The sequence below is a fragment of the Allobosea sp. P4_C6 genome, assembly GCF_056402015.1.
On record NZ_JBFUIF010000119.1, the window covers coordinates 1 to 4,475 of the forward strand.

A 4,475-nucleotide genomic window follows, 5' to 3' on the forward strand; every position below is an offset into this window, starting at 1 on the left:
TGGACCATGGACCAATGGGCAGGTCGAGCGAATGAACCGGACGATCAAAGACGCGACCGTCAAACGCTATCACTACGACAGCCACGACCAGCTCGATCGTCACCTCCAGGACTTCGTCTCAGCTTACAATTTCGGCCGGCGCCTGAAGACCCTCAAAGGCCTCACGCCCTACGAGTTCATCTGCAAGCGCTGGACTTCAGAGCCGGAACGATTCACCCTCGATCCAATCCACCAAATGCCGGGACTAAACACCTAGGTCATTGGAAACCGTGCCTCTAGTCGGCTGTGTGCGTCCTGACAGGTCGCGTCAGTTGCCGTCATCTGCGATGACGCCTCGCCGCCAGTTCAAAATGCGACCGGTCATTGTCCTTGTAGCGACCAAAGTGACCGCCCCAGCGAAGCCGGACCCCAGTGTCCGAGGCGGCCTTTCTCATGGCCGCAGCGATCTGGCTCTGAAGCGTCGAATCGAAGACGACACGCCCCTCCCGGTCGAGCGGCCAGAGATCCACAGCCCGTCCGGAGCGATGCGAAGAGCTTTTTGTCCTCGACCATCCCCATGCCACGGCCTGACCTTGTTGATCTTGGTCACGCCGGCCCGAGCCAATGACAAAGCGCAGGTTCGGAAGGCTGGCTTGCGCCCTTCTAACGATCTTGGCGAGGATCGGGTCGAGCGCACGCAGGTTGGCGTCGTGATTTCCCACCGGGTCCGGGTTCCACGAGCGAAACATCGGAATCTGGTCGCGGCCGAACTCGTCGCGGATCGGGATTCTGGCGTAGACACCATCAGCGCTTGGAGTGCCTGGTTGACACGCCTGGCACCATAGGTCCGATCCGAACCAAGGAAGCTTGCCCGGACCCTGTTGCCAATCTCCTCGTCGTCGCGTGCACGCCGGCTCGGCGATCGGTTGAGCCAGGCATGGAAGCCCGAGCGCGACACATCCAGCGCTTCGCAAAGCCATGCCACCGGCCAGATCCCCCGGTGCTTCGCAATGAACGTGAACCTCATGTCACGTCCTTCGCGAAGTAGGCTGCGGCCTTTTTTAGGATGTCGCGCTCCGCCTTGAGCTTGGCCACCTCTCGCCGCAGCTTCTCGATCTCAAGCTGCTCCGGCTTCATTTGACCGTGGCCGGGAAAGGCCTGCGCAGGATCGGCCGAGAAGAGCTTCACCCATTTGCGCAGCTGGTTCTCATGGACATCCAAATCCCGAGACGCCTGCGCCACACTAACCCCGCGATCCTTGATCAGTCGCACCGCCTCGATCTTGAACTCACGCCCAAACTGTCTTCGCCTCATACGCCACCTCCAGCTTCATGAAACACCCAATCTCGGTGTCCACGAAACCGGCAGCAGGCTATTCAGACGGGCGCGCCCGCGCTCCTGGATCCGGGTCATGGTGCGGATCTCGCCAGGTAAGGGCGCCGCTTTGGAACGGTCCCGTACTTCGTTTCGAAGGCCAATTTTGCGCCTTGAGGCACTCTCCGGCAATTGGCCTTGGGGACACGTTCTTCCGTGATTCTGAGATTTGCGGTTGCGTCGTTCGTTTCATCCGATCACGGTAGACGTAAGCGTTTGAGTGGCCGGAGCAATCGACCGTGACCCAGTCGACGAGTTCCAACGGCGTCTGGGTATCCCACGCCGTTCCAGTGATGTCCCAAGAGGATGTCCGCGCCCAACTGCGTCGCATTTTAGGAGGTGGCGATTTTGATGCGCCCGAGCGGGTGCGCCGGTTTTTGTCCTATGTGGTCGAAGAAAAGCTCTCGGGCCACGGTGACCGCATCAAGGCGTATGGGATCGCAGTCGAAGTCTTCGGCCGGAGTGCAGATTTCGACGTTATGAGCGATCCCGTCGTTCGCATCGAGGCGGGGCGGCTCAGGCGTGGGTTGGAGCGGTATTACCTGCTTGAAGGCAGTACCGACCCGCTCGTGATCGATATTCCAAAAGGGGGCTATGTGCCCAGCTTCCGCTGGAGGCTGGACGATCAGGAGGCGCCCGAGCCGCTTTCACCCCCCGCACTTCCGCCTGACGAGCCACCCCGCCCGCGAACGAGCGGGTGGCTGTGGCGAAATTGGCTAGTCGGTGTCACTGCGGCGCTCGCGATCATCCCATTGGTGGCCACAATGGTGATGGCAAAGCGATCGGCCCCGACGCAACAAGCGAGCCTCCTGCGATCAGCGGTTGTCGTGAAGCCTTTCGTCAGTCTGACCGGGACGGCCGAAACCGAGGCTTTTGCAGCACAGCTTACCGACGAGCTGCTCTCACAGCTTGCTCCGCGTGGTGAGTTGACAGTATTTCGCAGCGAGGATTTGTCTGCTTTGGTTCCGTCCCTCTCGGCTGTCCGGAGCGATCGGTCATCGGGCAAGCGGCACATCCTGGAGGGTGTGGTCCGCACGAGCGATAGCAAGGTCAGGATCACCAGCCTCCTTCTGGATGGTGAAACGACCGCAATCGTCTGGTCCGGCAGCTATGAGGCCGATCTGAACTCCAACAGCGCCTTCGAACTCGAGACGCGCCTCGCGTCCAGGATCACTGAGGCAGTAAGCTCCCGCTTACGACCCGCAGCAACGGTGCATTAGGCGGAGCGACGGGCGTCCCGCAATTTGGGCTTCATCGTCTGCAGCGGGGCGAAAGCGCTCATTTGCGCACCGCCTGGAAAAGCGGTCGTCCGAATATCGGAATATCACCGAACGTCGGCGAGGCGGACGGCGCCGGCAGCGAGACGCCACCGGGCTGGGCGGCTGGCGCTGGCCGGTGGCTTTCGACCGCTTCTCAACGGCCGGGCGAGGTTACGCCTGCCTCCCGGGTTCGTCCACAAGTTGTGAATAGACTAAAGTGCTTGCGGCTTTTCTATGACCGCCGCTCGCGCGACATCAGCCTTAGCCATTGTCATGGCATCCTTCTCGATCGAGGCCGCGAGCAGGCAGTAATCATTGAGGCTAAACATGGCGCAGTGGTCAGCCTGGGACCACTTGGTTATCACCTCTGAGACAAGCTCGTACTCCTCGCAGATGCCGCGAAAACGTCCGTCCTGCATTTGCGCGAACCGGTACCGGAACTCGGGGAACCTAATCATGAACCGCGCGAGCCCGCGTTCTTCAGCCGACATCAAACTCTCCCTGGACCACGGAAGACATAGGCGACGAATGTATAGACAGGAGAAGGCAAGGAAAATCTACGGGCATTCCCGAAGGGAATAATGGGCACGATAGCGAACTGCGTCAAATGCACTTCTGTCAGCGATCTACGATTTATACCTCTGATGCGGAATTGTAGTTAAAGCGATTTTGTCGTGTTTGCAGAAAGTCCGGTCCCCGGATGTGCTGGAGCCGCTTATGAGCGCGGTGATGCGCTCGCGGCCGAACGCACTCCGCTCGGGGCGTCCATGAGCGGCGTTTGCGGCCGACGTCCACAGGCCGGGACCGTGATCTCCGCGAGTCTGGCCATTCCCGAGCCGTCTGAGGCACGACGGCAAGACTTCGACGCGGCGGCGATCTCGGTGGGGCGTATCCGGACGGTGAGGCGTACCAGCATGTCATTGACGACGAGGGCGAGCGGATCGCCGTGATTGTCGACGACACGCGAACGCCCCGGAACGCTGCGCGCCTTGGACCTGGGGCATCAGCGTCTTCGACCTACCCCAGACCAGCAGTGATCACGGGCGGGAGTGGACGCGGGAGGCCGCAATTGCGAAKGTCAAGTCGCTCTAGCTTGAGCTAGAAGGCCCGCTTCACGCCCGAGGAATATGAACGCTGGCGCCGCTTCATGCGCCGGCATGAGGGAGACGTATGATCGAGCGCATCGTTGCGCCCGCATGCCTCGCCTCGTCATCCGCAACGAAGAGGAGCTGAGCGCCGCCCCGCCTGCCTCCTAAGGCGATCCACAACCCGCTGGACGGTCGTCGGGTGCCATGTTCCGCCGCGAGCAGTCTTGATGCCGGCGGCGTTCAGTGCCTCGGCAATCTCCCTGATGCTCTTGCCGGCTCCACGGAGCGGCTCCACGACGCCTCGCCATGCCTCGGCCCGTTCCTTGGCCTGGGCCTTCACGCTTTCGTTTCGCTTCATGGTGGCGTCCCGGAGGCTACCTAGCTTGACGCCACAGCCGTTGGCCTTCTGTAAGACCACGTTGGTGCGGAGGGTGATGAACTGCCGCTCCTGTTCGGCCAGGGCCGCATAGATGCAAAGCTGCAAAGCGTCGGCGTGGGGCATCGAAGCGACCCGAAAGGGGACCAGCTTGTCCTGGCCTGCCCCCATCAGGTGGCCCGGTTCTAATCTAATGCATGGTGGGCTTGTCGGCCACGGTTGAGATGGCCGGCGAAGCGGGTTGGGTTTTCGTAGGCGGCCAGACCACAGCGACCGGTGCTGGCGGCTTGTAGCCGAGCGAGGAGTGCGGGCGCCGGGTATTGTAGTGCTGACGCCAGCCCTCGATGACGATCCGAGCCTCGGCGAGGCTGTAGAACAGCTCGCCGCTCAGGAGTTCGT

The 4,475-nt window shown here is 61.5% G+C and carries 6 protein-coding genes and 1 pseudogene; 2 read left to right on the top strand and 5 right to left on the bottom strand.

Going from position 1 to position 4,475, the window contains the following annotated elements:
• Positions 1 to 256, top strand: a 256-nt coding sequence (locus tag AC1DVA_RS26490) for an integrase core domain-containing protein (protein ID WP_476807872.1), incomplete at its 5' end; no start/stop codon positions are given.
• Positions 257 to 317: 61 nt separating this feature from the next.
• Here AC1DVA_RS26490 and AC1DVA_RS26495 read toward each other — a convergent pair.
• Together AC1DVA_RS26495 and AC1DVA_RS26500 are read right to left on the bottom strand one after the other, a co-directional pair.
• Entirely contained in the window at positions 318 to 728 is a 411-nt protein-coding gene (locus tag AC1DVA_RS26495) for a M15 family metallopeptidase (RefSeq protein ID WP_265054890.1), read from the bottom strand.
• Positions 729 to 805: 77 nt separating this feature from the next.
• A pseudogene (locus AC1DVA_RS26500) lies at positions 806 to 1,293 on the bottom strand (transposase); the annotation flags it as partial.
• 299 nt (positions 1,294 to 1,592) lie between these two features.
• On the opposite strand from AC1DVA_RS26500, the gene AC1DVA_RS26505 reads away from it, so the two are divergent.
• Positions 1,593 to 2,573 carry a hypothetical protein gene (locus AC1DVA_RS26505; RefSeq protein ID WP_476807873.1) on the top strand — a complete coding sequence of 327 codons (981 nt, stop codon included), beginning with the start codon at positions 1,593 to 1,595 and terminating at the stop codon, positions 2,571 to 2,573.
• Between the two features lie 251 nt (positions 2,574 to 2,824).
• Here the strand turns inward: AC1DVA_RS26505 and AC1DVA_RS26510 are convergent, their stop codons facing one another.
• The 3 genes from AC1DVA_RS26510 to AC1DVA_RS26520 all read right to left on the bottom strand — a co-directional run.
• The gene (locus AC1DVA_RS26510; protein ID WP_265054505.1) at positions 2,825 to 3,103 is read right to left on the bottom strand and encodes a hypothetical protein; all 279 of its coding nucleotides are present in this window, start codon (positions 3,101 to 3,103) and stop codon (positions 2,825 to 2,827) included.
• A gap of 718 nt (positions 3,104 to 3,821) precedes the next feature.
• Positions 3,822 to 4,202: a recombinase family protein gene (locus AC1DVA_RS26515; RefSeq protein WP_476807874.1), complete on the bottom strand. Its 381-nt coding sequence runs from the start codon at positions 4,200 to 4,202 to the stop codon at positions 3,822 to 3,824.
• Between the two features lie 64 nt (positions 4,203 to 4,266).
• Positions 4,267 to 4,475: integrase core domain-containing protein (locus AC1DVA_RS26520; protein ID WP_476806851.1), on the bottom strand; the 209-nt coding region annotated here is incomplete at its 5' end.

Excerpts from the sequence above, each read along its gene's own strand:
- AC1DVA_RS26495 (WP_265054890.1), bottom strand. The coding sequence starts at position 728 with ATGTTTCGCTCGTGGAACCCGGACCCGGTGGGAAATCACGACGCCAAC.
- AC1DVA_RS26510 (WP_265054505.1), bottom strand. The coding sequence starts at position 3,103 with ATGTCGGCTGAAGAACGCGGGCTCGCGCGGTTCATGATTAGGTTCCCC.
- AC1DVA_RS26515 (WP_476807874.1), bottom strand. The coding sequence starts at position 4,202 with ATGCCCCACGCCGACGCTTTGCAGCTTTGCATCTATGCGGCCCTGGCC.